Annotated in this window: 24 protein-coding genes; 14 read left to right on the forward strand and 10 right to left on the reverse strand. The window is 71.7% G+C overall.

The genetic code is table 11. The features are described 5' to 3' along the window. The first annotated feature begins 97 nt into the window (after nt 1-97). Both ABWO84_RS09900 and ABWO84_RS09905 read left to right on the forward strand, forming a co-directional pair. The gene (locus ABWO84_RS09900; RefSeq protein WP_353114370.1) at nt 98-925 is read left to right on the forward strand and encodes a carbohydrate ABC transporter permease; all 828 of its coding nucleotides are present in this window, start codon (nt 98-100) and stop codon (nt 923-925) included. A 50-nt stretch (nt 926-975) separates the two neighbouring features. Beyond that, nucleotides 976-3579 carry a discoidin domain-containing protein gene (locus tag ABWO84_RS09905; protein WP_353114371.1) on the forward strand — a complete coding sequence of 868 codons (2604 nt, stop codon included), beginning with the start codon at nt 976-978 and terminating at the stop codon, nt 3577-3579. A 57-nt stretch (nt 3580-3636) separates the two neighbouring features. On the opposite strand, the gene ABWO84_RS09910 is transcribed toward ABWO84_RS09905, so the two are convergent. From ABWO84_RS09910 to ABWO84_RS09940, 7 genes are all read right to left on the reverse strand, one after another. Continuing rightward, nucleotides 3637-4521 carry a patatin-like phospholipase family protein gene (locus ABWO84_RS09910; protein WP_353114372.1) on the reverse strand — a complete coding sequence of 295 codons (885 nt, stop codon included), beginning with the start codon at nt 4519-4521 and terminating at the stop codon, nt 3637-3639. 200 nt (nt 4522-4721) lie between these two features. Then, a complete protein-coding gene (locus ABWO84_RS09915; protein ID WP_353114373.1) occupies nt 4722-5531 on the reverse strand; it encodes an amidohydrolase family protein in 810 nt (269 codons plus the stop codon). Continuing rightward, nucleotides 5528-6277, reverse strand: coding sequence for an amidohydrolase family protein (locus ABWO84_RS09920; protein ID WP_353114374.1), 750 nt, complete (start codon nt 6275-6277; stop codon nt 5528-5530). Before ABWO84_RS09920 ends, ABWO84_RS09915 begins: the two co-directional genes overlap by 4 nt. After that, nucleotides 6274-7488, reverse strand: a complete 1215-nt coding sequence (locus tag ABWO84_RS09925) for an aspartate aminotransferase family protein (protein WP_353114375.1) — start codon at nt 7486-7488, stop codon at nt 6274-6276. The genes ABWO84_RS09920 and ABWO84_RS09925 overlap by 4 nt, the downstream gene beginning before the upstream one ends. 33 nt (nt 7489-7521) lie before the next feature. Continuing rightward, nucleotides 7522-8547, reverse strand: a complete 1026-nt coding sequence (locus ABWO84_RS09930; protein WP_353114376.1) for a Gfo/Idh/MocA family protein — start codon at nt 8545-8547, stop codon at nt 7522-7524. Then, a complete protein-coding gene (locus ABWO84_RS09935; RefSeq protein ID WP_353114377.1) occupies nt 8544-9539 on the reverse strand; it encodes a Gfo/Idh/MocA family protein in 996 nt (331 codons plus the stop codon). The genes ABWO84_RS09930 and ABWO84_RS09935 overlap by 4 nt, the downstream gene beginning before the upstream one ends. Then, nucleotides 9536-10741 carry an ROK family transcriptional regulator gene (locus ABWO84_RS09940; protein ID WP_353114378.1) on the reverse strand — a complete coding sequence of 402 codons (1206 nt, stop codon included), beginning with the start codon at nt 10739-10741 and terminating at the stop codon, nt 9536-9538. Before ABWO84_RS09940 ends, ABWO84_RS09935 begins: the two co-directional genes overlap by 4 nt. A gap of 203 nt (nt 10742-10944) precedes the next feature. Here ABWO84_RS09940 and ABWO84_RS09945 point away from each other — a divergent pair, with 203 nt between their 5' ends. The 9 genes from ABWO84_RS09945 (at nt 10945) to ABWO84_RS09985 (ending at nt 21332) form a co-directional block, all read left to right on the forward strand. Next, nucleotides 10945-12192: an ABC transporter substrate-binding protein gene (locus ABWO84_RS09945; protein ID WP_353114379.1), complete on the forward strand. Its 1248-nt coding sequence runs from the start codon at nt 10945-10947 to the stop codon at nt 12190-12192. Nucleotides 12193-12256: 64 nt separating this feature from the next. Then, complete coding sequence (locus ABWO84_RS09950) at nt 12257-13162, forward strand: carbohydrate ABC transporter permease (protein WP_353114380.1); 906 nt, start codon at nt 12257-12259, stop codon at nt 13160-13162. Then, nucleotides 13159-14058 (forward strand): carbohydrate ABC transporter permease, encoded by a 900-nt coding sequence (locus tag ABWO84_RS09955; protein ID WP_353114381.1) that lies wholly within the window; start codon nt 13159-13161, stop codon nt 14056-14058. The genes ABWO84_RS09950 and ABWO84_RS09955 overlap by 4 nt, the downstream gene beginning before the upstream one ends. Before the next feature lie 46 nt (nt 14059-14104). Further along, nucleotides 14105-15139 carry an NAD-dependent epimerase/dehydratase family protein gene (locus tag ABWO84_RS09960; protein ID WP_353114382.1) on the forward strand — a complete coding sequence of 345 codons (1035 nt, stop codon included), beginning with the start codon at nt 14105-14107 and terminating at the stop codon, nt 15137-15139. After that, nucleotides 15139-16203, forward strand: a complete 1065-nt coding sequence (locus tag ABWO84_RS09965) for a dihydrodipicolinate synthase family protein (protein WP_353114383.1) — start codon at nt 15139-15141, stop codon at nt 16201-16203. The genes ABWO84_RS09960 and ABWO84_RS09965 overlap by 1 nt, the downstream gene beginning before the upstream one ends. Beyond that, entirely contained in the window at nt 16200-17207 is a 1008-nt protein-coding gene (locus ABWO84_RS09970; RefSeq protein ID WP_353114384.1) for a hydroxyacid dehydrogenase, read from the forward strand. Before ABWO84_RS09965 ends, ABWO84_RS09970 begins: the two co-directional genes overlap by 4 nt. A gap of 3 nt (nt 17208-17210) precedes the next feature. Beyond that, the gene (locus tag ABWO84_RS09975; protein WP_353114385.1) at nt 17211-18104 is read left to right on the forward strand and encodes a Gfo/Idh/MocA family oxidoreductase; all 894 of its coding nucleotides are present in this window, start codon (nt 17211-17213) and stop codon (nt 18102-18104) included. 87 nt (nt 18105-18191) lie between these two features. Then, entirely contained in the window at nt 18192-20327 is a 2136-nt protein-coding gene (locus ABWO84_RS09980) for a putative phage tail protein (RefSeq protein WP_353114386.1), read from the forward strand. Nucleotides 20328-20405: 78 nt separating this feature from the next. Continuing rightward, nucleotides 20406-21332, forward strand: coding sequence for a GNAT family N-acetyltransferase (locus ABWO84_RS09985; RefSeq protein WP_353114387.1), 927 nt, complete (start codon nt 20406-20408; stop codon nt 21330-21332). Between the two features lie 241 nt (nt 21333-21573). Here ABWO84_RS09985 and ABWO84_RS09990 read toward each other — a convergent pair whose 3' ends face one another. Both ABWO84_RS09990 and ABWO84_RS09995 read right to left on the reverse strand, forming a co-directional pair. Continuing rightward, complete coding sequence (locus tag ABWO84_RS09990) at nt 21574-22542, reverse strand: Cys-Gln thioester bond-forming surface protein (RefSeq protein ID WP_353114388.1); 969 nt, start codon at nt 22540-22542, stop codon at nt 21574-21576. A 117-nt stretch (nt 22543-22659) separates the two neighbouring features. After that, the gene (locus ABWO84_RS09995; protein ID WP_353114389.1) at nt 22660-23025 is read right to left on the reverse strand and encodes an SdpI family protein; all 366 of its coding nucleotides are present in this window, start codon (nt 23023-23025) and stop codon (nt 22660-22662) included. 726 nt (nt 23026-23751) lie between these two features. Between ABWO84_RS09995 and ABWO84_RS10000 the strand changes: the two genes are divergently transcribed. From ABWO84_RS10000 to ABWO84_RS10010, 3 genes are read left to right on the forward strand one after another with little or no spacing between them, the layout of a single operon-like run. Next, nucleotides 23752-24171 (forward strand): hypothetical protein, encoded by a 420-nt coding sequence (locus ABWO84_RS10000; protein WP_353114390.1) that lies wholly within the window; start codon nt 23752-23754, stop codon nt 24169-24171. A 44-nt stretch (nt 24172-24215) separates the two neighbouring features. Then, complete coding sequence (locus tag ABWO84_RS10005) at nt 24216-24737, forward strand: hypothetical protein (protein ID WP_353114391.1); 522 nt, start codon at nt 24216-24218, stop codon at nt 24735-24737. A gap of 47 nt (nt 24738-24784) precedes the next feature. Continuing rightward, nucleotides 24785-25111, forward strand: coding sequence for a cupin domain-containing protein (locus tag ABWO84_RS10010; protein WP_353114392.1), 327 nt, complete (start codon nt 24785-24787; stop codon nt 25109-25111). Here the strand turns inward: ABWO84_RS10010 and ABWO84_RS10015 are convergent. Further along, nucleotides 25092-26069, reverse strand: a complete 978-nt coding sequence (locus tag ABWO84_RS10015; protein WP_353114393.1) for an FUSC family protein — start codon at nt 26067-26069, stop codon at nt 25092-25094. The genes ABWO84_RS10010 and ABWO84_RS10015 overlap by 20 nt on opposite strands. Between the last annotated feature and the right edge of the window lie 170 nt (nt 26070-26239).

The following is a 26239-nucleotide window of genomic DNA, read 5'->3' on the forward strand; positions in this document are numbered from 1 at the left end:
TCGGCTACGCCAGCGCGCTCTCCATGCTGCAGTTCGCGCTCCTCGCCGCCCTCCTCGGCATCGGCTGGGCTCTGCGCCGGCTGAGGAGGGACGCCTGATGCGACGTCGCCGCCTCACGAACCTCGGCAGATATCTCGGCGTCCTCGCCGTGGGCCTGATCATGGCCTTCCCGATCCTCTATCTGATGTCGGCATCGCTGATGTCGACGAAGGATCTCAACGCCTACCCGCCCCGGCTCCTGCCCTCCGAGCCCGTCTGGGAGAACTTCGGAGCGGCCGCGGCCTATCTCACCCCGACGAGTGTGCTGAATTCCCTCCTCTTCTCGGCAGGTGTCGTCGCGCTGCAGCTCGCCCTCGCGCTCCCCGCCGGTTTCGCGCTGGCGAGGATCCCCTTCAGGTTCGCCACGCCGATCGTCGCCGTGCTGCTGCTGTCGGTCTTCCTTCCGGCGAACATGGCGCTCATCCCCACCTACGTCATCACCTACTCGTTGGGGATCGTCAACACCTACGCGGGCCTCATCCTCCCGGTGGCGGGAGGCACCGCGATGGCCATGCTCATGTTCCGGCAGTTCTTCGCCGGGATGCCGAGCGGCCTCTTCGAGGCGGCTCGGCTGGACGGAGCGAGCTGGCTCCAGACGTTCCGACGCATCGCCCTCCCTCTCTCCGGGCCGATCGTCGCCGCGTACTCGGTGGTCACCTTCCTCGCCGTGTGGAACATGTACGTGTGGCCGCAGGTGGTGGCGCCGAGCGAGAACCTGCGGGTCCTCACGGTCGCTCTCGCCCCGCTGGCGCGGAGCGACTACTCGCAGACGCCTCCGGGCGTCGGCATGGCCGCCGCGGTGATCAGCATGCTGCCGGTGCTCGTCGTCTTCCTGCTGTTCCAGCGATCGTTCCGCAAGGGGATCGTCGGAACGGGGCTCGAATGATCCCTCCCCTCCAGACCGGTGCGACGGTGCGCCGGAGAAAGAAGTCATCCATGTCACGCAGAATCTCTGCGACGCGCGTTCGCGCGGTCGGCGCCCTTGCCGTGCTCGCCCTCGCCGGACAGCTGCTCTGGTCCGGCTCCGCGGCCTCCGCCAGTTCGTCCGCGATCCCGGCGGAAGGGGGCGACATGTTCACGGCGACGTCCTATGGCTACCGCTACGGTCCGTCGATCATCCTCGACGACGACGGGATGCACGTGTTCACGTGCGGCACGGGCACGGGGAGCTCCTCGTGGGACGTGATCCAGTACGACCACTCCTCCGACGGCGGAGCGACCTGGGATCCCGAGAAGGTGGTGCTGCAGCCGTCCCCCGGCACGCTCGACGCCTTCTCCACCTGCGATCCGAGCGTGGTGAAGGCGGGCGGCTACTACTATCTCGCCTACACGTCGACGACCACGCCCGACGGCTCGACCAACTCGATCTACGTCGCGCGTTCCGCCTCCCTCACCGGTCCCTTCGAGAAGTGGAACGGCGCCGGATGGGGCGGCGCGCCGAAGGCGATCGTCACCTACACCGAGACGGACTACGACTACGGGGCCGGCGAGCCGAGCCTCGTGGTCGTCGACGGTGTGCTGTCGATGTACTACACCTGGTGGTCGCACGACGGGACCCGAAAGCCGATCGAGCAGACCCGGCTCGTGACCGCGTCCGCGACGGACCCGAACTGGCCGGCCTCGCTCTCCTATCAGGGGGTGGTGCTCAGCAAGCGCGTCGATCAGGACACCGACTCCAGCGACGTGAAGTACGTGGACGCCTGGGGCAAGTACGTCGCGTTCAACAGCATCCGGCGCTTCTCGAACCGCTCCTACGTCCAGATGTGGGAGTCCGTGGACGGAAAGACCTTCACCCCTGCCACCATGGACTGGCAGTTCGCGCACCCCTTCGCGCACAACGTAGGCGTGAGCGGTACGGAGCAGGGGCACATCGACGTCTCCGCGCAGAACTACATCGGCTACGCGTACGGGTCGTCCTGGGGTACCTGGAACACGGCGATCGCGCCGATCGCGCTCGCGAACGACGACAAGCCGGCGGCGCCGCAGATCTACTCCGCCCAGCCCGGCGACGGCACGGTCAGGCTGGACTTCCAGAAGGATCCCAAGGCGACCTCCTACGAGGTCTCCTACAGCACCGCAGCCGGAACCCACTCGACCGTCGTCAGCGGCGTGACCGGGAGCATCCACACGGTGAGCGGTCTGCAGAACGGTACCCGTTACTTCCTCTCGGTGCGAGGCGTGGGACCCGCGGGCACGGGGCCGTGGTCCCTGGAGGAGGTGGTGACACCGCGCGCCTACTCGAAGCTGACGCTCGCCGGCGCCTCCGCATCGTCCACCCTCCCGGGAGGGGCGCACCCCGCGTCGGCAGCCATCGACGGCGACGTGACGACGATGTACTCCAGCGCGGGGCACTCGACCAACACGGCCACCGAGTGGATCTCCGTGGACGCCGGATCGGTGAAGTCGATCGGACGCATCGAGTTCACCAGCAGGCAGCCGGATCTGCTCGCCGGCCCCAGCCTGAACGACGCCGTCCTCGAGACGAGCATCGACGGCGTGACCTGGACGCCCGTCGAGGACTTCCGCGGGTCGATCCGCAAGATCGTGTCCTCGAGCGGGGTGATCAGCACCACGATCGACCTTCCGGCCGCGATCGCCGCTCGGCACGTGCGTCTGACGGTGAAGTCGCTCGGGTTCGATGACTTCCGGAACTACTATCTGCAGCTCGCGGAGTTCTCGCTGTACTCCACACCGGTCGTCGCCAGCGGCTCGTCGACCGTCGGCGGCTACGCGCCGCATCTCTTCCTCGACGGAGACGCCGCCACCTTCGCCTCCAGCGCGCTCCGGTCGACGGCGGCATCGACGGAGTCCTTCACGCTCGACCTCGGCGAGACCCGCCCTGTCTCGCGGGTGATCCTCACACCGCGGTGGTCGGGATGGGGATTCCCGTCGGCGTTCCGTCTCGAGACGAGCACGAACGGAACGACCTGGACGGCGATCCCCGGGCAGACCTACACCGCGTACGCCAACCCCGGCGCGGCGCCGCAGTCTTTCCCCCTGGGCGCTGCGGTGAACGCGCGCTACGTCCGGGTCGTCGGCACCACGCTCGGCGGGGAAGGGAGCGGCTACTACGCCCTCCAGCTCGCCGGGATGGCCGTGGACTCCGCCATGCCGTTCGTCCCCACCGCTTCATCTGCCCTCAGCACCCAGCCTGTGAGCCGGGTGGCGGACGGGCTCCGGCAGACGTTCTGGAGCAGCGCCGCCCACGCGAGCGCGAACGCCGTCGAGCGGCTCGACCTCGACCTCGGGACGACGCGGACCGTTGCGCGGCTCGACCTCGTGCCCCGCAGCGGCTACGGCTTCCCGGAGGCGCTGAGGCTGCTGTCGAGTGCCGACGGTGTGACATGGACACCGGTTCCGGGGCAGGCGTACTACCCGTACGTCGACCCCGCAGGTGCGGGAGGCGGGGCGGATCCGACGCAGACGTTCTTCTTCACCCACGCGTTGGACGCGCGGTACCTGCGGGTGGAGGCGACGAAGCTCAGGGCGGACGACCACGGAAACTACTACTTCCAGCTGGCCGACGTCGCCGTGAGGTGAGTCGCCCGGATCGTTCCGGCGACACGATGGCCGTGCTCCGTCGGGTCGCCGGAACGATCACTCCCAGAAGCGCAGCAGGCTCGGAGCGAGCGCCGCGCCCTGGGCGAATCCGGCCTCGGCGGCCGGGGCGCGGAGCGCCGGGTTCATCGCGTTCGGGCCGAAGAGGTGGTCGAGGTCTTCGCCCGGGAGGATCGTCTCGACGAGGCTCCCTCCGTCGCGCAGCTCGTCGACCTGTGCGGAGAGCTGCATGCCCCACTCGAGCGGATGCCTGGTACGGCCGCGGAAGGGCGACAGCACCAGCACCCGATCCATGCCCGCGGCGAGGTCGGCGTTCTCGTTCCGCCGGTAGCCGCCGTCGAGGTAGCGGGCGTCGCCGATCCGATGGGGGAGGCCGCTGGACGTGCTGGCCGCGACGGCGTCGGCGAGGTCGATGCCGCTGTCCCGGTCGAGCGCCGTGGGCTCGCCGGTGCGCGCGTCGACCACAGGGATGAGCAGCCGGCGGCCGGGCCAGCGCTGATCAGGAAGCCGCCCGGCCGTGATCTCGCGCCAACGGGCCTGCGCGGAGCCGTCGCCCTCGGCATCCAGCTCGAGGGCCGCCGCTGCGATCCGCCGCCGCATGTCGGGGGCGTCGTGGGAGGCGGCGATGATGAGGTTCGTCCGCTCGAGGTGGTTGATCGGCGGCGGTCCGCCCGGGCGCACGCCGGCGGCGCGGGGAGGGGCGGGCGGGGCGGCGATGGTCGCGGCGTAGAGTTCCGTGGCGTCGCCGTAGGCGAGCTGGACCGCCGTGGTGGACCCCGCCGAGGTCCCGACGAGCAGGTCGGCGTCGGTCGCGTCGAGGCCGGCGCCCTGCAGACCGGCGACGACGCCGATCAGCCAGGCGTTGCCGGTGGAGCCCCCGCCGCCGAGCACGAGCGCGCGGGTGGGAGTGGATGTGCTGTTCACGATCGCCCGACGCTAGCACGTGCGGGGCGGGTGCGGCGCGTCCCGGTGTGGTCACGCAGGGCCGGTGTGCTGTGGTCCCGGTGCGGTGCCGTCGTCCCGGTGCGTGTCGTGCGTCGGGATCGGGACGTCCGGGCGGGAAGGTACCGGGTCGACGGGAGGGGAAGGGGAAGGGGAAGGGGAAGGGGGATCCGTCCTGCGCGTCAACCGTGCAGGGGCACGATCTCCTCGGCGCTGCCGGCGGCGATGCGGCGGCGGGTCTCCTCGGGCATCGCTGCCGCGGCGAGCTGCAGCATCGTCGCCTCGGGGGTCTGCACCGGGTATCCGCTGCCGAACAGCCGGCGCCCCGGCTCCGCCGCCCACTCGTCCGCCACGAACGTCGGGCCGTTCACGTGCCAGAGGTCGGCGCGCACCCAGGCGGGAACGTCGTCGCCGAGGTGTCTGCTCAGCTCCCGCCAGTCGCCGCGGTTCAGGCCGCTCAGCACGAGCGGATGCGCCGGGGCGCGGCGCACCAGATCGGCGAGCTCGTGCACCTCGGGGTCGCGCGCGGGCGAGCGCGGATGCCGCACACGGGCGTCGTCGAGGCGCACGAGCACCTGCACGGGCAGGCCGAGACCGGCGGCGGCCTCGAGCACGGGGAGCAGCGACATCGGCGGGCTGCCGTGGTCGCCCGGCGCGAGGCGGATGCCGCGGAACCCGGCCCCCGCGGCCCAGCCGACCTCGCGCCGCCATCCGGGTGCTCCGGGGTCGACCACGGCGAAGGGCGCGAAGAGCGGATCGTCTCCGCAGGCCCGCAGCAGCTCCTCGTTGCCGGTGCGGGTGTCGAAGCCGGTGAGCGTCGCGAGGTGCGAGACCCACAGGCCGCGCAGGCCGTGCCGCCGCGCGTGATCGCGCAGGTCGTCGGCGGAGGCCGCCGCGGCGAGACGGTACGGCCATTGGCCGAGATGGCAGGTGACGTCGATCGCCCGCAGATCGCGGAAACCGTCGAGGAGGCCGTGCGCCGGGGCGGTCATCGCCCCGCCTCCGCCAGCCAGCGCGCGGCGTTGCCGCCGAAGACGAGCCGCTCCTCGTCGGGGGACAGCCCCGCCCCGAGGATCTTCCCGACGTTCTCGACCAGGTCGACGTGGTGCAGGTCGGAGCCGAACGCCACCCGCTCGGCGCCGAGGCGACGCACGGCGAGGGCCACCTCTCCGGCGCCGATGATCGTGCCCGACGTGTCCACCGCGACGTGCGGATGCGGCAGCACCGCGTCGATCGCCGACTCCGGCTGGCCGCCGAGGTGCGCCATCACGAACCGCACCTCCGGATGACGGGCGGCGGCCCGGGCGACGTGCTCCGCCGTCGACTCGTAGGGGAAGCGTCCGACGGTCTTGCGCCAGGCATGGGCGAGCACGATCAGGCGATGCTCCGCCGCGTACTCGAGCAGCGGATCCGTCAGCGGGTCGTCGGCGAGCGTGGCGATCCACAGTTTGATGCCGATCATCCCCTCCTCCTCGACGTTGCGGCGCAGGTCGTCGAGCGTCGCCGTCCCGTAGCGCGGATTGACGTAGCAGTAGCCGCGCAGGCGGTCGGGGTGCCGTCGCAGCTGCACGGCGAGCATCCGGTTCATCTCGCGCACCTCGTCGATGCCCGGGTGGGCGACGAACGCGCCGATGCTGCTGCAGAGGAAGAGGGCGACGCCGAGCCGGTCGCCGAGATCGAGCACCCGGGGGTCGAAGCCCGCGCCGTCGAGATGCGTGTGCACGTCGATCGCCGTCATCGCCCCACCTCGGCGAGGGCGGAGCGTGCGCGCCGGATCGTCTCGGCGACGTCCTCCGCGGTGTGCGCGGCGTTCACGTAGACCACCCGATAGAGGGAGAGCCCGTGGGAGAAGGCGGCCCGCAGGAAGCCGTCGATCGGCTCCTGCTCCCCGACGAACTGCGGACAGGTGGGGTGTCCCTCCAGCCGGAACGGCGCGCCGGCATCGGCGAACGCGTCGTTCAGCCCGTTCTGCAGCTGCGCTCCGCGCTCGTGGAGGCGCTCCGGGATCCGCTCGTCCCGCATGATCGTCATGGTCGTCGTCGCGGCCGCGAGCGACAGGGTCTCCCCGCCGTAGGTCGAGGTCACCACCACCTCGCCGCGGTCGAGCACGCCGAGCACATCGCGCCGTCCGCAGTAGACCGCGAGGGGCATCCCGTTGGCGACACCCTTGCCGAACACGGCGAGATCGGGGACCACCCCCGAGGCCTCCGACATCCCGCCGAGGGCCACCCGGAAACCGGTGACCATCTCGTCGTAGGCGAGCAGGGCGCCGTGCGCGTCCGCCCGCTCCCGCAGCCGCCGGTAGAAGCCGGCGGAGGAGGGCACCGACGGATAGTCCGCCGCGACGAGGATGAGCGCGATCTCGGATCCGTGCGCGCGGAAGAGCGCGTCGAGCGCCTCGTCGTCCCCCCAGCCCACCGCGTGGTGGAGGGCGGCGAGCCCCGCGGGGACGCCGGGGACGGATGCCGACGTCGCGCCGGGCAGCACGCGCGCGCCCGCGGCGAGCGAGTTCAGCCAGCCGTTGTACCCGATCTGCACCACGCGATCGCGGCCGGTGTGCGCCCGTGCGATGCGGATCACGGCGGCGAGGGCCTCACCGCCGGTCTTCAGGAACCGCGCCGCCTCCGCGCCCGGCACGAGGGAGCAGAACAGCTCCGCCGTGGTCGTCTCGAGGGGATGCGGATGGCCGAAGAGGATGCCGTCCCGGAGCTGGTCGCGGATCGCGGCGTCCACCCGGGGATCGGCATGGCCGAGCGTGATCGGGCCGAGCGCGCACCGGTAGTCGATGAACTCGCGGCCGCGGTCGTCCCAGACCCGCGCACCGAGCCCGCGGACGATCACCTCGGGCTCCTCCGGCAGCAGCGCGGGCGCCTTGGAGTTCGTGCTCGACCCGACCGGCATCACCGCCAGCGCTCGCTCCCGCCATCCGGCGTCCGCGCGGATCTCCATCGTCCCTCGCACCTTCCTTCCGGTCGTGCTGCCTCAGTGCAGCGCGACGACCTCGCCTCCCCGCGCGGCGGATGCCTGCGCGGCCTTCACGATCTCGACCGTGCGCACGCCGACCCCGGCGTCCGGCTGCGGCGTGCGGCCCTCCCGCACGGCGGAGACGAACTCCGCCAGCAGCAGGGCGTCGAGGTCGGCGCCCACCGGGTCCCAGGTCTCGCCGTGCGCATCGTGTCCCGCGACACCCTGGGCGAAGGGGCTGACGGTGACCGTGCCGCGCTCGGCGACGATCTGCAGGGTGAGCCCTCCCCAGGTCGGCGACGACAGGGGCCAGCTCCACGAACAGTCGATGCTCGCGACCACGCCGCTCGGATACTGCAGGGTGACCACGCCGCCGGTCTCGACGGCGAGCTCCCTGTCGGCGTAGAGCGTGCCGTTGGAGACGGCGCGCACGGTGCGCGCCCGCTCGCCGAGCAGCTCGTCCAGCAGGTCGGCGCAGTGCACGACGTGGTCGACGAGCGCTCCGCCGCCGGCGAGCTCGGGATCGGTGAACCAGGCGCGATCCTGCGGGAGCTTGCCGTTGTTGGCGCCGGTGACGCCGAGCACCCGGCCGAGGCGGCCGCTGCGCAGCTGCGCGAACGCGTCCCGGAAGGAGGGGGCGAACCGCACCGGATAGGCGACCATCAGCACGACGCCCGCCCGGTCGCAGGCGGCGCGCATCGCCTCGGCGTCCTCGACGGTCGTCGCCAGGGGCTTCTCGCACAGCACATGCGCCCCGGCTGCGGCGGCCCGCTCGACGAGGACGCGGTGCCGGGAGTTCTCCGCGGCGACCACCACGGCGTCGGGCCGCCAGGCGAACGCCTCCTCGTAGGTGTCCACGTAGTCGACGCCGAGCTCGGCGGCGAGGGCGGCCCCGCGGGGTGCGTCGTCCGGTGCGGAGGCGCCGTCGGGGTCGGCCGCGATGAGCTCGACGCCGGGCATCTCCTTGAGGGCTGCGACATAGCTGAGGGCGTGCGTGTGCGCGAAGGACAGCACCGCGATGCGGAGCGGGGCGACGGCGGTCATCGTGCGGCCTCCTGAGGGGTGAGGGCGATGGGGGCGCCTGCGGCGATCGACGCGTAGGCCGCTTCGGCGACGGCGACCGCCTCGATGCCGTCGGCGGGGGAGATGCGGGTCTCGCGTCCCTCCGCGAGCGCGGCGACGAAGTCGGCGATCTCGGCGTAGTAGGGGCTCTCCTGCGGAGACATGGGCGGCAGGTAGTCGGTGCTCCCCGCCGCGAGGACGGCGTCGGTGCGGCTCACGCGGTCCTCGGCGCTGTCGTGCCGGAGGCGGCCGGCCGAGCCGGAGACCTCGACGCTGGTGCGGAACGGCATCCCGGGTGCGACCCAGCTGGCGTGCAGGTGGCTGATCACCCCGTTGCGGTGGGTGAGCACCACGTGCGAGGTGACCGGTGCGGGCACGACGTCGTCGACGGTCGGCGGGTTCTGCAGGGCGTACACCGAGGCGACGGGGCCGGCGAACCAGATCGCCTGGTCGATGTCGTGGATCATCAGGTCGCGGATGACGCCGCCGCCGGTGCTCTCCCGGAAGAACCAGGGGGTCTGCGGTGCGGAGCCGGCCCGGCTGAACCGCTGCACGGCGACGTCGCCGATGCGTCCGTCCGCGATCGCCTGCTTGATGCGCTGGTACTCGGCGAAGTAGCGGACGACGTGGGCGGGGAACAACCGCACGCCGGCGGCCTCGGCGGCCGCGGCGATCTCCCTGGCCTCCTCCGCGGTCGCCGCGAGGGGCTTCTCGCAGACGACGTGCTTGCCCGCGGCGATCGCGCGCAGGGCGAGGTCGGCGTGGGTGCTGCTCGGCGTCACGATGTCGACCAGGTCGACCCGGCCGATCAGCTCGTCGACGTCGGCGACCTCGGCGAAGCCGTACTCCGCGGCGATCTCTCCGGCGCCCTTCAGCGACGTGACGTGTCCGTCCGCTCCGAGCGCCCGCCATGCGTCGGCGTGGACGCGGGAGATGCCTCCGGCGCCGATGAGCCCGACTCGCAACCTGCTCACTGTCTCTCCTCACGGGGTCGGGGATCGGCGTCCGATCCCTCGGGGGATGTGCCCTCCTCCGCCGCGGGGTCGTGCGGCATCGGGGTGACGGAGGGCACCGGAACGCCCTCGATGCCGTACACCGCGGCGGCATGACGGCGGAAGGCGTGCACCAGCGCACCGTGCGCGGCGGCCTCCGCGCCGAGCCGGGCCTCGGCGATCGGCACGGTGAACGGCAGGCCGATGTGCCGGGGCAGGCGCTCGCGCAGCGGATCGAGCAGCTGCCCGTGCGCGGCGGAGATGCCGCCGCCGATCACGATCATGGCCGGGTCGACCGTCATCACCAGGGTCGCGATGCCGTGCGCGAGCTCGGTCACGAACGCGTCGAGCTCGGCCGCGGCGGCCGTGTCGCCCTCGCGTGCCAGCTCGAACACCTCGGCGGCCGTGGGCGCGGTGCGCCAGCTGATCTGGCCGGTCTCGGAGTCGAGGCCGCGGAAGGCCAGGCGGCCGATGTCGCCGGCCGCGTTGTGGATGCCGCGCCGCGGCCGCCCGCCCAGGATGAGGCCCATCGCGATGCGGTTGCCGACCGAGAGGTAGAGCACGTCGTCGACGAGCTGGGCCACCCCGAGGTGGTGCTCGGCGACGGCGGCGAGGCGCACGCCGTTGTCGACCGCGACGGGGCATCCGAACGCCTGGCGGATGTGCGAGCCGATGTCGATGCCCGACCACTCCGGGATCACGACCGACGCGGTCACGCGTCCGAGGTCGTCGACGATGCCGGGCAGGGCGACGCCGATCGCCCGGACCCGCGAGACCGGGACATCGGCGCCGGCGAGCGTCCGGTGCACCGCGGCGATCACGGCGGCGAGCTTGGAGGCGCCGTCCTGCTCGGCGGAGACGCCGGCGAAGGTCTGCTGGGCCGTGACGACACCGGCGAGGTCGGCGACGGCGACGCGGATGCTCGCGACGCCGATGTCGACGCCCACCACCGCACCCGCATCGGCGACGAAGGCGAAGCGCCGCGCGGGACGTCCGGCGCCACGGCCGGAGGGGGCGGTCGCCTCGGCGATCAGGCCGGCGTCGCCGAGAGCGGTCATCGCGTTCTCGACGGAGGTGCGGGAGAGCCCCAGGGTGCGCGTCAGCTCGTTGACCGTCGCGGGGCCGCTGTCGCGCAGCTGCAGTGCCGACCGGGCGACGATCGAGGTCTGGGTCGGGGTGGACATCCGACCTCCTCTCGTCATCATCGCCGTCGGTAGCGAACAAAATAGCACAGCGTGATCGCGGAAATTCGATCGACGCTCGATGTACCCGGTGCCGCTGATATTCAGCATCCTGTTCCAGATGGAAACCCGGGCTTGACTAATTATCACATCCTGATGTCATAATAGGGCACCTACCCCCTGCACGGTTCTAGCAAAGGAGCACCATGCGCGTCAGCAAGTTCACCGGCCTCGCCGCGGGCGTCGCCACGATCGCACTCCTGGCGGGCTGTTCCGCCGGTGGTGGCGGCGGCGATGCCGCCACGGGCGAGCAGAGCGTCACCGTCTGGCTGTACCCCGTCGTCCCGGACGAGGCCGCCCACAAGCAGTTCTGGGATGAGACCGTCGCGGCGTTCCAGAAGGACCACAAGAACATCAAGGTGAAGTACGAGATCTTCCCCTGGGCGAACCGCGACGAGGCGCTGCAGACCGCGATCGCCGCCGGCAAGGCCCCCGACCTCGTGTACCTCATCCCCGACCAGCTCGCGGCGTACCAGAAGTCGATCCAGCCCCTCGACGACCTGCTCAGCAAGGACCGCCAGAAGGAGCTGCTCCCCAACGTCAAGGACTCCGTCACGATCGACGGCAAGCTCCTCGGCGCCCCGATCCTCACCAGCGCCATGCCGCTGATCTGCAACGCCGCCGCCTTCCAGGCCGCGGGCGTCGCCGACTACCCGAAGACCTGGGACGACGTGCGCGCGATGGCGCCGAAGTTCGTGGAGAAGGGCATGTACGCCCTCAACTACCCGGCATCCGCGGAGAACACCCTCAACCTCACGTTCTACCCGCTGCTCTGGCAGGCCGGCGGCGAGGTCTACGACAAGGACGGCGGCGTCGGCTTCGACAGCAAGGCCGGCACGCAGGCGCTCTCCTTCATCACCGACCTGGCCAAGGAGAAGGCCCTCGACCCGGAGGCGCTGACCACGAACGTCCCGCTCGAGCAGACCGCCGTCGCCCAGGGCAAGGTCGGCTGCACCTGGAACAACGCCGTCACCGAGGTGGAGTCGTTCTGGGGCAAGGAGAACGTCAAGGTCCTCCCGCCGCTGAGCGACAAGAAGTCGGTCGCCTACGGCACCGTCGGCTCGCTGTCCGTGCTGAAGGGCTCGAAGGCGCAGAAGGCCGCCGCGGAGTTCGCCGAGTACGCGACCGGCGCCGACGTGGTGAAGCCCTACCTCAAGGCCGCCGGGTTCTTCTCGGCGCTGAGCGGCACCGACCCGCTGTACGCCGACGACCCGCTGCTCGGCGAGGTCGAGAAGTACGTCCCCGACACCACCGTCGGCCAGCTGGCCACCAGCTCGCGTGCGCTGATGGGCGTGCTCTCGCCGGAGATCCAGGCCGCCCTGCTCGGCCAGAAGTCCCCGTCGGACGCGCTCAAGGCCGCCGCTGCCGCGGCTGCCCCGCTGCTGAAGAAGTGACCGTATGCGGGGGCGCGCGGCCCGAACCGCGCGCCCCCGCACCACGACCCGAGGTGCAATGACAATGACGACGGCGACTCAGTCCCGCCGGCCCGCAGGCCGGGTGGGACGCGTGTTGGCCCGGCGCGAGGCGCGGGTGGCGTTCTTCTTCGTGCTGCCCGCCTTCCTGCTCTTCATCGCGTTCCGATTCGGCCCCAGCATCGTCGGCGTCGCGCTGAGCTTCTTCGACTACGACATCTCCGGAGAGGTCGCCTGGCGTGGCCTCGACCACTTCCAGAGGCTGGTCGCCGACCCGCTGTTCTGGCGGGCCCTGGGCACCACCGTGATCTACACGGTCTTCGCGGTGCCGATCTCGCTCGTGCTGTCCACCGTGATGGCGCTCGGCGTGCGCCGCGCCTTCCGCGGCTCGCGCTTCTTCCGCTCGATCTTCTTCCTCCCCGTCATCACGTCGCTCGTGCTGGCCGGCTCGATCTTCGTCTGGATCTTCTCGGGCAACGGCCCCTGGTCGAAGCTGATGGCGCCGCTCGGCCTCGGCGGATCGTGGCTCGGCAGCACCGTGCTGGTGATCCCCGCGATCATCGTCGTCGGGGTCTGGTCGCGTTTCGGCTACGGGATGATGATCATGATCGCGGCGATGCAGGACATCCCCCGCGAGCTGGAGGAGGCGTCGCTGATGGACGGCGCAGGCGCCTGGCAGCGGTTCCGGTGGATCATCCTCCCGCACCTGCGCCCCACGGTCTTCTTCCTCGCCGTCATCGAGACCACCGCGGCGTTCCAGGTCTTCGACGTGATCTACGTCATGACCCAGGGAGGCCCGGCGAACGCGAGCTACTCCCTCGTCTACCTGCTGTACGACCAGGGCTTCAAATACTTCGACTACGGCTACGCGGCCGCCGTCGGCGTCGCGTTGTTCGTCATGACCCTCATCGTCGCCCTCATCCAGCGCCTCGTGATCGGAAAGCAGAAATGACGACCGTGACGAAGACCCCCGCGCCCTCCGCACCGGCGGCGAAGCCGGAGCGGAAGCGCCGCTCCTACCGCGCGCTCGAGCCGACCGGACTCGGCGTCGTCGTCCGCTGGATCTGGCTCAGCATCGCCGGCATCCTCAGCTTCTTCCCGTTCTACGCGATGATCGTGCTGAGCCTGAAGCCCGGCAAGGTGGTGGAGCTCCCGGGGTCGCTGCTCCCCTGGAACGACATCTCCTTCTCCTCGTACGAGCAGGTGCTCTCGGGGCAGAACATCCTCGGCTGGCTCGGCAACACGCTGATCTACTCGCTCGTGTCGGTGGTCGCCGTGCTGTTCCTCTCGGCGCTCGCCGGCTATGCGTTCGCCAAGAAGCGCTTCGCAGGCAAGGAGGTCATGTTCTGGTCGTTCCTGGCCATGGTCATGGTGCCCTTCCACGTCACCCTCATCCCGACCTTCATCCTCATGGCGGGGATCGGAGGGGTCGACACCTACTGGGGGCTGATCCTGCCGACCCTCGCGAACGCGCAGGCCGTGTTCCTCATGCGTCAGTTCATCCAGGGGCTCCCCGACGACCTCTTCGAGGCGGCCAGGATCGACGGGGCGGGGGAGTTCCGCATCTTCCTGCGGATCGTGCTCCCGCTGTGCAAGCCGATCCTCGCGACGCTCGGCATCTTCGTCTTCCTGTGGCACTGGAACGACTTCCTCTGGCCGCTCATCATCGGCAAGTCCAACGCCATGTTCACCCTCACCGTCGGCATATCCTCGCTGCAGCAGCAGAACGTGCCGCTCAGCACGATGCTCGCCGGCAGCGTCGTCGCCCTCGCCCCGATCTTCCTCGCGTACCTGATCGCTCAGCGCTACGTGCAGGAGGGCGTCACCGGCACCGGGATCAAGGGCTGACGCCCCGCAGACCTCACCGAAGAAGCAAGTCAGAAAGGACGTCCACGTGACGGTTCAGGCATTCGCCAGCGAGACAGAGCTCGAGGACGTGCTCACCACCCCCAGTGCGGCGCTCGTCGCCGACCTGGCCACGGGCAGCGGGGACCTCGTGATCCTCGGCGCCGGCGGCAAGATGGGCCCGACCCTCGCCGTGCTCGCCCGCCGCGGCCTCGACGCCGCCGGACGCACCGGGGATCGCGTGCACGCCGTCTCCCGGTTCGGCGACGCCGCGGTGCGGGAGCGCCTCGAAGCGGCCGGGGTGGAGGTCGTGCCCTTCGACCTCATCGAGAACGACGACTTCTCCGCGCTCCCGGATGCCCCCAACGTGGTGTTCATGGTGGGTGCGAAGTTCGGCGCCGCGACCGCGCCGTCCTGGGCGTGGGAGGTCAACGCCGCCCTGCCCGACCGGGTGGCCCGCCGCTACCGCGACAGCGCGATCTCGGTGATGTCGACGGGCAATGTGTACCCGTTCGTCCCCGCCTCCTCGGGAGGCGCGTCGGAGGACGTCGCCCCCGCGCCGATCGGCGAGTACGCGCAGTCGTGCCTCGGCCGCGAGCGCGTGTTCGAGTTCGGCGCCCAGGAGCGCGGCACGAAGGTGTCGATCATCCGCCTGAACTACGCGATCGACCTCCGCTACGGCGTGCTCGCCGACATCGCCAGCGCGGTGCACGCCGGCCAGCCGGTCTCGGTCGCGACCGCCAACGTGAACGTCGTGTGGCAGGGCTATGCCAACGAGGTCGTGCTACGCAGCCTCGGCCATGCGTCGAGCGACGTGTTCACCGTCAACCTCACCGGACCGGAGACGCTCAGCGTCGCGGCGGTGGCGCGCCGGTTCGGCGAGCTGCTCGGACGGGAGGTCCAGCTGGTCGACGAGCCGCAGCCCACCGCGCTGCTCAACGACGCGCGCCGCTGCATGGCCCTGTTCGGCTATCCGCAGGTCGCCGCCGACACCCTCATCGCCCTGCAGGCGGGCTGGGTGGAGGCCGGACTGCCGATGTCGGCCAAACCCACCAAGTGGGCCGTCCGGGACGGGAAGTTCTGATGGCGGAGGCACCCGTGCTGCGTCCCGAGGCCGCGCGCACGCTGCGTCGCGGCGCCGTGATCCCCGCCCACCCGCTGGCGCTCACCGCCGACCGCGTGCTCGACGAGCGCCGGCAGCGCGCCCTCACCCGCTACTACCTCGCGGCCGGAGCCGGCGGGGTGGCGGTGGGGGTGCACACCACGCAGTTCGAGATCCGCGACCCCGAGCACGCGCTGTTCGAGCCGGTGCTCGCGCTCGCCGCGGAGGAGCTCGACGCCCACGGCGATCCCGCGCTGGTGCGCATCGCCGGCGTCGCCGGGGACACCACGCAGGCGGTCGCCGAGGCCGAGCTGGCCCGCTCCCTCGGGTACGATGCCGTGCTGGTCAGCCCACGGGTGGCCGGTGCCGACGACCGCGCCCTGCTCGAACGGGCGAGGGCCGTCGGAGAGGTGCTGCCGCTCGTCGGCTTCTACCTGCAGACCGCGATCGGCGGTCCGGTGCTCGACCGGGACTTCTGGCGCGAGTTCGCGTCGATCCCGTCGGTCGTCGCGGTGAAGGCGGCGCCGTTCGACCGGTACCGCACCCTGGAGCTGGTGCGGGGAGTCGCCGCCTCGGGCCGCGCCGACGAGATCGCGCTCTACACGGGGAATGACGACGCGATCGTCGCCGACCTGCTCTCCGAGTTCCACGTGGACTCGCCCGGCGGCCCGCGCACGCTGCGCTTCGTCGGGGGCCTCCTCGGCCAGTGGGCGGTGGGGACCAGGGCCGCGGTCTCGCTGCTCGACCTGTCGCACCGCGCCGCCGAGGGCGACCGCGACGCCTACCTCGCGCTCGGCCGGATGGCGTCCGACCTGGTCGACGTCAACCAGGCGGTGTTCGACCCCGGGCACGACTTCCACGGCGTGATCGCCGGGGTGCACGAGATGCTGCGTCAGCAGGGCCTGCTCGACGGCATCTGGTGCCTCGACCCCGCCGAAGGCCTCTCCCCGGGGCAGGCGGAGGAGATCGCCCGCGTCCGGGCCGCCTATCCCGACCTGGGCGACGACGCCTTCATCGCCGAGCACCTCGAGGACTGGCTGCGATGAGCGCGCCCGCCGTCGTCGTGGTCGTCAGCGAGGAGCTGATGGCCGAGTTCTTCTCGGACGCCGACCTCGCCCGGCTGCGTGCGACGGCGGATGCGCTCGGCGGGGGGATGGTGCGGGTCGACGGTCTGGCCGACCTCGACGCCGCCGACCTCGCGGACGCCCGCGTCGTCGTGACCAGCTGGGGCGCGGTGCCGTTCGACGCCGCGCTGCTCGCCCGGCTGCCGAGGCTCGAGCTCGTGGCGCACACCGGCGCGACCGTGAAGTTCTTCGCCACCGACGAGCTGTTCGCCCGGGGCGTCCGCATCACCCAGGCGGGCCTCGCCATGGCCCGCCCCGTCGCGGAGGTGTCGCTGACGTTCACGCTGATGCTGCTGCACCGTGTCGCCGAGCTGGGAGAGGCGCTGCGCGAGCCCGGCGGCTGGTACGCCCCGTCGATCGGCGCCCAGCACCAGATCCTCGGCACCCCGATCGCCGTGGTCGGGGCCTCGCGCACCGGGCGCTCCTATCTGCAGCTGATCCGCGCCCTCGGTGCGAGGCCGCTGCTCGTGGACCCGACGCTCGACGCCGCGCAGGCCGCCGAGCTGGGCGCGGAGAAGGCCGAGCTCGATGACGCCCTGCGGCAGGCGCGGATCGTCGCCCTGCACGCGCCGACGCTTCCCGCCACGCGCCACATGATCGGCGCGCGCGAGCTCGCCCTCATGCCCGACGGCGCGGGGATGGTGAACACCGCCCGGTCGTGGCTGACCGACGAGGCGGCCCTCGAGGCAGAGCTGCGCACCGGACGCATCGCCGCGGCGATCGACGTGTTCGACGAGGAGCCGATGCCCCGGCACAGCGTGCTGCGCACGCTGCCGAACGTGGTGCTCACCCCGCACCGGGCCGCCGGCACCGTGGAGGGGAGGCTCGACCAGGGCCGGATCGTCGCGGACGAGGTCGAGGCGTTCGCCGCCGGTCGTCCCCTGCAGCACGTGATCACCCGCGCGCAGCTCGACGTGATGGCCTGACCCGTGCGCATCGCCTTCGCGGGGGTCGCGCACTCGCATCCGTTCGCCGACGCCGCGAACCTCGCACAGCGGGGGGCGCGGGCGGTCGGCGTGTGGGACGCCGACGACCCCGCGCGCCGGGAGGAGTTCGCGGCCCGGTTCGGGGTCGCGCGATTCCCCGCCCTCGGCGGCCTCCTCGCGGAGCGGCCCGACGTTGTCGTTGCCACCCCGCGCACGCCGCGGGCCGTCGAGGTCGCGCACACCTGCGCGGAGGCCGGGATCCCGGTGTTCTTCAACAAGACCGTGGCCGCCGACGCCGCGGGGCTCGCCCGCTGGGAGGCGCTGCCGGAGGCTCCGCGGTTCACGTCGTCGGTGCTGCGGTTCGCCCCGGAGCTGCAGCGCTTCGCCGCTGCGCTGGAAGGCGGCGCGCTACGCGCACTCCAGGTGCACGCCCAGCACGACATCGCCGGCTTCCTCGTCGGCGACCGGACCTGGCAGGACGACCCCGCGGGTGCCGGCGGCACCCTGATGAACGTCGGCGTGCACGCCTGGGAGATGCTCGACGCGCTGCTTCCCGCGGGCCGGGCGGAGGTCCTGTCGGCGTCCCGCGTGCGGGGCGCGTCGCCGACGGCCTCGGAACTGCTCGGCGTCGTTCACGCCCGCGTCGGCCCGGTGCCGGTCACCTTGACGATCTCGGGTGTCGGCGGCCCCGACCGCTACGCCGTGCGGGCGTGGACGGACGAGGGGAGCCGCGAGCTCGTCCTGCCCGACGACCCGGACGGCCTGGGCTACGGCGCGACCGCGGACGCGGTGCTGGCGCTGGCCCGCGGGGAGCTGCCGGTCGACCCGGCGCGCACCTCCGCGGTGTACCGCAACGCCGTCGCCGCCGCCGAGGCGGCCCGGGGCGCCGGGGGATAGACCACTGGGGATCAGGCGGGCGCGGTGACGCGCCCACAGTGCGGGCCTCCCGCACGCGATGGCAATGCAGCCGGAAGCAGAGGAATGATGACAGACACGATCCAGCACGAGACGGTCGCGACCCAGGAACGGCGCTCGCGTCGCATGGTGCTCGCCGGGTTCGGCGCGGCGGCGCTGGGCGGCATCGCCGCAGTGGGGGCGGCCGCCCCCGCGAACGCCGCCGGCCCCGTCGTCGCGGCGCGCGACGCCGCATCCGCATCCACCGTCGCCTCCCTCGCGACCCTGCAGGCGAAGGCCGACGACATCGTCGCCGTGGCGGGGTACGCGAAGCCGGGCGACGGCGGAGGCGGCCTGTTCCGCTGCGTCACCAAGGACCAGCCGAAGGCGAACGGCGGCACGGTCGTCGCGGGCAAGAAGAAGGACGTCTGGGTGCGCGTGCACACCGGGACCCTCGACTTCCGGGCGTTCGGGATCTTCGGGCCGGACAGGCCCGCCGACGACGCCCTCGACGCGATGCTCGCCGACGCGGCGATCCACCGGGTGGAGGCCCACACCGACCTCAACTTCGTGCGCCGGCACAAGCTCACCCGCTCGAACATCGTGCTCGACTTCGGCAATCACCTGATGACCACCGAGGGGATCGAGAACGCGGGCAAGGATGACCCGTTCGCCGCGGTGATGTTCTTCCACGGCGAGCTGACCGGCAAGGAGCACACGGCGACGCTCGGTGCCGTCGTGCCCGATCTCTCCGACGTCTTCCCCGTGGGCGACTCGTCGTTCTTCACGGTCGGGGAGTGGTACGCGGCCGAGGTGAACGCGCTGTCCGGGCGGTGGGAGCGGGAGCTGCAGCGGCTGGTGCAGGTGACCCAGATCGTCGACGGCACGCGCATCCGGGTCAATTACAAGAGCGGATGGCCGCTCGGCAAGGATCGCTCGATCACCTGGCGGCATGTGAAGCCGGTGCAGAACGTCACGGTCTCGAACCTGAGGTTCCTGGGCACGGGCACGGACGAGTTCACCGGATCGCATCCGCTCGCGTTCGAGTACGCGGTGCGCTGCGACGTGGACCACATCGACGGGACCGGCACGTTCTGGCCGCTGATCATGCGCCGCTGGAACACCTACTACACGACCGAGAGCTGCAACCTGAAGAACCCCACCTCAGTCACCTGGGGCGGCGCGGGCTACATGACGCAGCAGATCTACTGCCTCTACGGCTACGTCGCGAACAGCCACACGTCGAACGCCCGGCACCTGAACGACTTCACCGCGAGCGCCTACTGCCTGGTGGAGAACTGTCACGGCGACGGCGACGACGAGGGCCCGTTCGTGACGCACGGGCAGTACGAGCACGACCTCACCTACGTCGGCAACTCCGGTCTGATGACGTTCGCGAACTCGGGTGCGGCCTGGGGGTCGGCGGCGAAGAGGATCACGGTGCGCAAGCACGTGTGCTCCTGGTTCGTGGCGCGCGTGAAGGTCACCGATCTCACCCTCGAGGACGTCCGCGTGATCGGCAAGGCCGGTCTCGCCGGCTCGGGGATGCTGTGGATCAACGCCGACGGCGCGCAGCTGCGCGGATGCTCCGCCACCGACACCCTGGTCATCTCGCAGTCCTCGAGCGCCTCGAAGCGCCCCACCGTGATCGAGTCGTCGGAGTTCTCCTTCCTCGCCGAGGGGGACCTCACCAATGCGACGGTGACCGCACCGGTGACCTTCGTCGACACGGTGCTGTCGGGGGTGAACGGCATGAGGATCGGCGGAGCGGGAGCGGTGACCTTCCGCGGCGGCCGGCTCCTCGGCGGCGACCGGGACAAGGCGTTCGGCACGCTGTCCTCCCGGCTGCGCATCGACGGTGCCGACCTCGACGGGGTGCGCATCGACGCGGCGGCGGCCAAGGCGCAGGCGGTCGAGATCCTGGGCGGCTCGACGGTGTCCACGCCGAAGGGTGCGGCCCTCTCGCGGAGCGGCGCCGGCGACCTCACCGTGTCGCTGGGCGACAGCACGTTCACGGGGGCCGGGACGCACGTGTCGCTGACCTCGGGGCTGAACCACTACCGTGCGACGGGGTGCCGCTTCGAGGGCGGGACGATCGAGCTCGCCGATGCCGCCTTCGGCAAGGGCAGCACGCTGCTGCACTCCGCGAACGTCGAGACCTCGGTGAAGCGCACCGCGCCGGATGAGGCCGCGGCTGTCGTGCTCTCCGGCAACGTGGTCGTCTGACGCCGCACCCGGTCCGCCCGGACGTCCTTCGCGACCGGGCGGGCCGGACCCTGAGCCCTTCCACCCAGAGAGGACGAGATGTCCGCAGATCCGATCATCCGCCCGGCCGCGGCGGGGGACGCCGCACCCCTCGCCGCCCTCTGGGCCCGTGCCTTCACGCCTCCGCTGGCTCCCGGCCAGTGGCTCGCCGACCCCGAGCGGTTCGCCCACACTCTCGTGGCGGAGGACGGCGACGGGGTGATCGGGTCGATCTACGGACTCCCCAAGCGGCTGCGCGAGGCCGGCGGCGGGGTCGCGCGGGTGCACGGCATCGGCAGCGTGGCGGTCGCCGATCGGGCCCGCGGCCGGGGCATCGCCCGCCGGCTGGTCGCAGCGACCCTCGAGTCGGCGCGGAGGACCGGTGCCGACTGGGCGCTGCTGTTCACCGGCACGCCCGAGGTCTACCGCTCGAGCGGGTTCACCGTGTTCGGGATGCGGCGCGCGCTGAGCGGCCCCTGGGCCCCGGGGCGGGAAGAGGGCTCCGATCGCCTCGGCGAGGTGGGCCGGGAGCCTGTGGGGCCCGGATCGCTCGCACCGTTCGCCGAGGTCTACGAACGGTCACGGGAGGGCGTGGAGCTGGCGCCCGTGCGGTCGGCCCGCGACTGGACGATGGCCGAGGTGCGGCTCGCGGGTCTGCGCCGCTATGCGGTCGAGCGCGACGGCGTGGCGCACGGCTACGCGGTGGCCGGCGTGCAGGACGGCCTCGGGGTGCTCGCCGAGCTCGCCGCCCCCGATTCCGCGGACGTCCGGGTCGCCCTCCTCGACGCGATCGCCGTGGACTGGGCCGCCGCCGGGGTGGAGCGCTGCGACCTGGCCGTGCCGGATCGTGCCGAGGACCTCGCCGCCGTGCGGGCGTTCGCGCCCCATGCCGCATGGACCCCGGACGAGACGGGAATGACGCGCCCCGTGGGCCGGGAGCCGCGGATCCCCGGCACCCGGCACTTCGGGGCCGCCGACTACTTCTGAGACACGGGCACTTCGCGAGGGCCCGGTTTCGCGGGCGCGGCCGGGTGTTCGCGGGGCGTGGGGCCTTGCGGTTGGCGGTACGGATGGCGGGAACCGGGCACGTCTGTCAGGAGGACACGCCGTGCCCGGGCTGTCGTGCCGGACGCCCCGGCATCCGCCCCGGCGTCGTCCGGGGCGGAAACGCACGGATGCCAGGACGATCCGATGGAATCATCCCGGCATCCGCGACACGCGGGGGCTGTCAGACGAGGCCGAGGGACTGCGCGTGGTCCCCGGTGGTCGGCGTGCCGCAGCTGGAGGTCGGCACGGAGACCGCCTTCACCGGCGTGCTCGACCCGTCCGCGGCGTTCGCGCCGTTCACGAGGTACCAGTATGCGGTCTCGGATGCGGGGGTCTCCCAGTTCCACGAGGCGTCCCAGCCCAGGTCGGTGTAGCGCCAGATCGCATACTGGGTCGCCTCGATCGCATCGTTTCGGGAGATGCCGGGGACACCCGCCGCGGCGCCGAAGTCGGCGAGCGAAAGCGCCGGGTAGCTGTGCTCGAGCACCCAGGCGACCATCGCCTGCACGGCGGGGTCGGTGAAGAGGTTGCTGCCGAGGTAGCCGGATGCGGTGCCGAGCACACCGGTGGTCCGGGTCTTCGCCGACACGTTGTGCTCGATGCAGTACGCCCAGTGGTCGGGCGTCCCGAGGTTCGCCGGGTCGATCGGGCCCGAGGTGTAGACGGGGTAGATCTTGGTGCCGCCGTAGCCTTCCCCGGCCCCGATCCAGGCACCGTTCACGGTGACCGGGACCGACGCGGTCGCGCCGTTCGGTGCCACCTGCGCGAGCACGGCGTACGTGCCGGGGAGCTCGGGTGCGGTGAGGCCGGTGATCGTGACGACCCCGTCGCTGTCGGTGGTGAGAATGCGTGACCCCGTTGCCCCTCCGGGCCACGAGAATCCGGCCGGCAGGGTGACGACGACCGCCTGGCCCGCGACGGGGACGCCGCCGGGATCGATCGTGACGCGGAACGTGATGGCGCTGAGAGGCGTGCACGATCCGGTCGCCGTGGGCGGGTTGCCCGGCGTGACGACGTCGGTGGACGACGCCGAGGCGTTTGGGAGAGCGGTCGCGACCGCGATGACGGGCAGCGACCAGGCCGCGCCCTTCACGATGGTGCGGCGGGTCAGCGCCCCGGGCTGTGGTGTGTCGCGGGTCGACGGTTCCATGTGGTTCCCCAGTTTCTTGCGGTTCGGGTCGGAGACGCCGATGCGGCCTTCTCCAGACAGAAGGAGCCGCGGGGAGGGGAAAGGTGACGGAGCGACGGAGCGTGTGGAACGGGTCGATCAGATGCGTCGCGCCACGCGGCCGGCGACGAAGCCACTGGCGATCAGCCAGCCGAGCATCCACACGAAACCGAGGACGACGGTCAGCGGGATTCCCGGGACGGGGCGCCCGACGATCAGGAAGACCGCGGCGACCGCGCCGGCCGCCATCAGGCCCCACCCCCCGATCGCGAGCTGCGGCGCTCCTGCGCGGTGCGCTGCGATCCAGGCCTCGTCGCTGCGGAGCGTGCTGGGCGTGCGGACGCCGAGAAGGGGATTGCGCTTCAGCGTCCCGCGGCGGCAGGCCGATGCGAGCCAGAGGACGAGGACCCCGGCGAGGCCGGCGCCGAGGATTCCGAGGAGGGCGGGCACGGTCTGAGAGTCCATTCCGTCCTCCTCCGTTGCGGTGTCGCGGTGCGGTTCCAGTGTCCCATGGCGACGACGGGCGGTGCGTGCTCGTCACGGGTGCGGGGCGGAGCGAATCGTGGCTTTTCTCTCGAGGGAATTCACCCCTAAATTCACCCCGGGGCCATCTGTACCAAGACATGCCCCCCTCGATATGTTCGTCAACGCAGCTTTTCGCCTAGTGAAGGGCGCGAATTTGGGTGCCATACTCCTGCAGGATCTGCGGGTTGCGTTAGAAGGTGTGCTGGCTGACATCGAATCATCCGGCCCGCCTATCGGAGAGGCCTCAGTCCGACTGGTTCGCTCCGAAGGTCCGGCATCGGATGCAGGTTGGATAGCCGGTTTGCCACGTGGAGCGGTCCGCTATGTGCTCGCCGTCGGAGGATCGGAGACCGCTATCGACGCCGGGGGCGTGGCGAGCGCCACAGTGGAGATTGCTGCGTTCCTTCAGGACCAGGTCATCGACGCCCGGGGAGTGCCGTGGCCGGATGTGAGAGGTCTTGGTGTCCTTGATGTCGGGCTTTTCAATGAGGAACCATGGTGGATGAAGGGCGCCATGCCCGTCGCTCGCGTGGGAGATCTTTGTTCGGTTTCCGGATGAGTGATTCTTCCCTCGCCTCTTCCCGAAACTTCACCCCTCGAATCATCCTTTCCGATCGGGGTCCGGAAAGCCGCGTGATGGACGCGCGATGAACACGTCTCTCTGATGTGACCATCCTCGACGAACGCGCCGCCGTGCCGGCATTCCCCTCGCGCTCCGCACGTCGCGACGCGCTCGACGCCGACATCGAGCGCGAGCTGCGCCGCGGTGAGCTGGAAGGCATGGTGCTCCCCCGCGCGCTCTGGGACATGCTCAACACGGTCGTGGAGCGCGAACTGCAGCAGCCGTCGCCGGTGACCGAGGAGTCGTTGTACGCGGCGACGCCGTTCTCCGGGACGCTCCGCGGAGCGCGATTCCGGCGCCGGCTCGAATGGCTGGTCCAGCGGGGCTTCGTGCGCCGCGAGGGCGAGACCGTGCGCCCCACGGTCGCCGGCCTCGCCGCCGTGCGCCCGTTCTCCGCGCTGCCCGGAGAGCACCGCCCGCCGCTCGACCTCCTCCGCGCGCTGCGCCGCGGCGAGGAGGCCTGAGGAGGCCCCGACAGGCGCCGCCGCGGAGATGCCAGGATGGACGGATGGAGCATCGGGTCAGACGTGCGTCGGGAATGGCGGGGGTCGCGGCAGCGGCCATCCTGATGATCGGCGGCTGCGCTTCGACGCCTGCCGCGGAGGAGACCGTCCCGACGCCGGCGGGCTCGGAGGCGCCGGCTTCTCCGACCCCCGATCCTCAGGAGTCGGCGCCCCGCGAGTCGGCGACCGAGGGATTCCTCGCGTGGCTCGACTCCTCGCGGCGTCCGGATGCCGCGAAGGCCTGCGCCGGGCTCACGCCGGAGCTCGCGGCCCGGATGCTCACCGAGCTCAACGCGACGAGTCCTGTTCGCGCCGAGAGCTGCGAGCAGATGATCACCGCGACGGCCGAGCTGTATCGCGCGTTGGGGCAGAGCGCCGAGGTCGATGTCGCGGTGCAGCGAGAGACCGATCAGGACGCCGTTCTCTTTGTCACCTATGCCGACTCCGGGGACTGCGGCACGGTCACGATGAGCCGCCCGGGGACGTCGTGGGTCATCACCGAGCAGACCCAGGAGTGCGGACGCTAGATCGCGAGGCGTGTGCGGCGTAGCCTCGGGCGGGAGACGGAGGCATCATGACCCGGACCCAACCGATCGACGTCGCCCGCGACGAGAACCTCGAAGGCTATCTGCTCGGATCCCCCGTGAGCATCATCCGGGAGTATGTGACGACGCCGGGGGCGGGGCCCCGACTGCACCGGCATCCCTATGCGGAGACGTTCGTCATCCACCGGGGGAAGGCGCTGTTCACCGTGGGCGAGGAGCGCCTTGTGGGCGTCGGCGGGCAGGTCCTTGTGGTGCCCGCTCTGGTCGCACACCGATTCGAGGTGCTCGACGGGGGCACGTACGAGGCCACGCACGTCCACGCGAACGATCGCTTCGTCACGGAGTGGCTCGAGTAGCCCTCGCGCGGTGTCGGCGGGTGAGGAGGCTCTCGACGCCGTGGTCCGCAGCGGTCAGCGCGAGGGCGACGGCGACCGCGAGGAGGGCCGTACCCGCGCGTTCGAGCCCGAGAGCCGCCGGCTGCGCCTCGGGGGCGAATGAGCCGAGCAACGTGACGGTGGCGGCGATCGCGGCCACGGACAAGGCGGACCGTTCCCCCAGGCTCGACCACACCGTGAGCAGCGCACCGAGCAGAGCGGCCGTCAGCTGGACCGCACCGGGGGCGGCGACGGCGATGGTGACGGCGATCACCGCGCCGCACGCCGTCGCCGCCGCGTAGCGGAACGCGGTGCGGAGCGTGTCGGAGGCGGGGAGGAAGACCAGGCAGAAGGCGATCAGGCCCCATCCCGTCCGTTCGAAACCGAGGAGCCTGGTGAGGAGCACCACCGCACAGCATCCGACGGCGAGCAGCGCCCCGTGGCGGATCGCCGCGGGGAGGGGGAGTGCGCGCCCCTGCGAGGGCAGGCGCGCCAGGTGCGCGACGGCGATCATCAGCGCGCCGCCGACGAACGTCGCGACGGCGACGAGGGCGGCCGCGACGGGGGTGCCGGCCGACGGAGGAGAGCCGGCCCACAGCACGAGGATCGCCGGGGTCACGGCCATCGCCCGCGCATCGGAGCGAATGAAAGGGAGCTGCGCCACACAGCACAGGGCCACCGCGAGCAGGAGCGGCGGCAGCCGATCACCGATCAGCACGCCCGCGGCGGAGGCGGCCGCGAGCCACCCGGCGCCGGCCCACTGCCGCGGCTCGGGCAGGGTGCGCACAGCGGTCGACGTGACCACGACGCCGATGTACAGCGCCTGGGCGGCGACGACTCCGCCGGCGACCCAGGCCCCCGCGACGGGGATGAGGATCGCGGGAATCGCGAGCAGCGAGAGCAGCAGGATGCGGCGCGCATGAGGAGGAGGTGCGTTCACGCTGTCCTCCCGGATCGATGCCCGCCGGGACCGTGCGGCGGTCGCCGTCGATCCGCGGCGCGGATGCCGTCGTCCGAACGTAGCAATCCGACCAGCGCGGATGCCTCGCGGAACGCCCGCCCCTCACCCGTTCTTCACCCCGTCCGGCGAGCGTCCACGAGGCCGACGGC

Origin of the sequence: Microbacterium sp. (assembly GCF_040394595.1) — a bacterium.
Taxonomy (GTDB): domain Bacteria; phylum Actinomycetota; class Actinomycetes; order Actinomycetales; family Microbacteriaceae; genus Microbacterium.

Bases quoted from the DNA above. Each gene is read 5' to 3' on its own strand.
- ABWO84_RS09980 (WP_353114386.1), top strand. From the start codon at position 18,192: ATGACAGACACGATCCAGCACGAGACGGTCGCGACCCAGGAACGGCGC.
- ABWO84_RS10010 (WP_353114392.1), top strand. From the start codon at position 24,785: ATGACCCGGACCCAACCGATCGACGTCGCCCGCGACGAGAACCTCGAA.
- ABWO84_RS09970 (WP_353114384.1), top strand. From the start codon at position 16,200: ATGAGCGCGCCCGCCGTCGTCGTGGTCGTCAGCGAGGAGCTGATGGCC.
- ABWO84_RS09945 (WP_353114379.1), top strand. From the start codon at position 10,945: ATGCGCGTCAGCAAGTTCACCGGCCTCGCCGCGGGCGTCGCCACGATC.
- ABWO84_RS09995 (WP_353114389.1), bottom strand. From the start codon at position 23,025: ATGGACTCTCAGACCGTGCCCGCCCTCCTCGGAATCCTCGGCGCCGGC.
- ABWO84_RS09900 (WP_353114370.1), top strand. From the start codon at position 98: ATGCGACGTCGCCGCCTCACGAACCTCGGCAGATATCTCGGCGTCCTC.
- ABWO84_RS10005 (WP_353114391.1), top strand. From the start codon at position 24,216: ATGGAGCATCGGGTCAGACGTGCGTCGGGAATGGCGGGGGTCGCGGCA.
- ABWO84_RS09965 (WP_353114383.1), top strand. From the start codon at position 15,139: ATGGCGGAGGCACCCGTGCTGCGTCCCGAGGCCGCGCGCACGCTGCGT.
- ABWO84_RS09955 (WP_353114381.1), top strand. From the start codon at position 13,159: ATGACGACCGTGACGAAGACCCCCGCGCCCTCCGCACCGGCGGCGAAG.
- ABWO84_RS09925 (WP_353114375.1), bottom strand. From the start codon at position 7,488: ATGGAGATCCGCGCGGACGCCGGATGGCGGGAGCGAGCGCTGGCGGTG.
- ABWO84_RS09905 (WP_353114371.1), top strand. From the start codon at position 976: ATGTCACGCAGAATCTCTGCGACGCGCGTTCGCGCGGTCGGCGCCCTT.
- ABWO84_RS09985 (WP_353114387.1), top strand. From the start codon at position 20,406: ATGTCCGCAGATCCGATCATCCGCCCGGCCGCGGCGGGGGACGCCGCA.
- ABWO84_RS09930 (WP_353114376.1), bottom strand. From the start codon at position 8,547: ATGACCGCCGTCGCCCCGCTCCGCATCGCGGTGCTGTCCTTCGCGCAC.
- ABWO84_RS09950 (WP_353114380.1), top strand. From the start codon at position 12,257: ATGACGACGGCGACTCAGTCCCGCCGGCCCGCAGGCCGGGTGGGACGC.
- ABWO84_RS09990 (WP_353114388.1), bottom strand. From the start codon at position 22,542: ATGGAACCGTCGACCCGCGACACACCACAGCCCGGGGCGCTGACCCGC.
- ABWO84_RS09920 (WP_353114374.1), bottom strand. From the start codon at position 6,277: ATGACGGCGATCGACGTGCACACGCATCTCGACGGCGCGGGCTTCGAC.
- ABWO84_RS09940 (WP_353114378.1), bottom strand. From the start codon at position 10,741: ATGTCCACCCCGACCCAGACCTCGATCGTCGCCCGGTCGGCACTGCAG.
- ABWO84_RS09915 (WP_353114373.1), bottom strand. From the start codon at position 5,531: ATGACCGCCCCGGCGCACGGCCTCCTCGACGGTTTCCGCGATCTGCGG.